This window comes from Streptomyces flavovariabilis, assembly GCF_000725785.1.
Lineage (GTDB): Bacteria > Actinomycetota > Actinomycetes > Streptomycetales > Streptomycetaceae > Streptomyces > Streptomyces hawaiiensis.
In genome coordinates this window covers 1-333 of the sequence record NZ_JNXD01000097.1, presented here as the reverse complement: position 1 = coordinate 333, position 333 = coordinate 1, and the positions used below count along the sequence as shown (strand labels likewise).

At 69.4% G+C, this 333-nt stretch carries 1 protein-coding gene; it reads right to left on the bottom strand.

The window, feature by feature from the left end; all coding sequences use genetic code 11:
- The coding region (locus tag IO24_RS41800; protein WP_037670008.1) for an AMP-binding protein at nt 1-333 on the bottom strand (333 nt) is incomplete at both ends.

Sequence of the window (333 nt, the reverse complement as noted above, 5' to 3'; positions counted from 1 at the left end):
GCGGGCGAGGTCTCCGGTGCGATACATGCGCGATCCGGCGGGGCCATAGGGGTCGGCGACGAACCGCTGGCCGGTCAGCCCCGGCCGGTTGAGGTAGCCGTGGGCGACACCGGCTCCGGCCACATACAGCTCACCGGGTACTCCGGGTGGTACCGGGGACAGCCCCGCGTCGAGCACATACACGCGCACGTTGTCGATGGGCCGGCCGATCGGTGGGACGACCGCGCCGGACAGTGGCTCGCTCATGGTTGCGCAGACGGTTGTTTCGGAGGGGCCGTATGCGTTGATCATGTGTCGTCCGGTGGACCAGCGTTCGACGGTGTCGGGGTCGCA